Source organism: uncultured Roseovarius sp. (assembly GCF_947489715.1).
Lineage (GTDB): Bacteria > Pseudomonadota > Alphaproteobacteria > Rhodobacterales > Rhodobacteraceae > Roseovarius.
On sequence record NZ_CANLER010000040.1, the window covers coordinates 1 to 274 of the forward strand.

Sequence of the window (274 nt, forward strand, 5' to 3'; positions counted from 1 at the left end):
ATTTCGCCCTTGTACCAGGTGCCGGGATCGAACCAGTCCCCATTGCTGATGGCAATGTGAGTCGCCTCGGAACGGGGCACGAGATCAAGCAGCTGACCGTGCTCCGTGGCCTTCTGCGCGTCATCCATATGCGCCCCATGGTCCGCCTCGGCCTTCACCGCCGCAACATAGGCCTCAACTTCACCCGGATGCGTCGGGAGCGGTATCGGCGATGTATCATCCTCATGATCATGAGCACCACCAGTATGACCGTCGCCATCGCCATGGTCGGTAT

Annotated in this window: 1 protein-coding gene; it reads right to left on the reverse strand. The window is 60.2% G+C overall.

Annotated features, from left to right (window positions below; all coding sequences use genetic code 11):
- A partial coding sequence (locus Q1B27_RS24485; RefSeq protein ID WP_299852826.1) for a hypothetical protein occupies nucleotides 1–274 on the reverse strand: 274 nt, incomplete at both ends.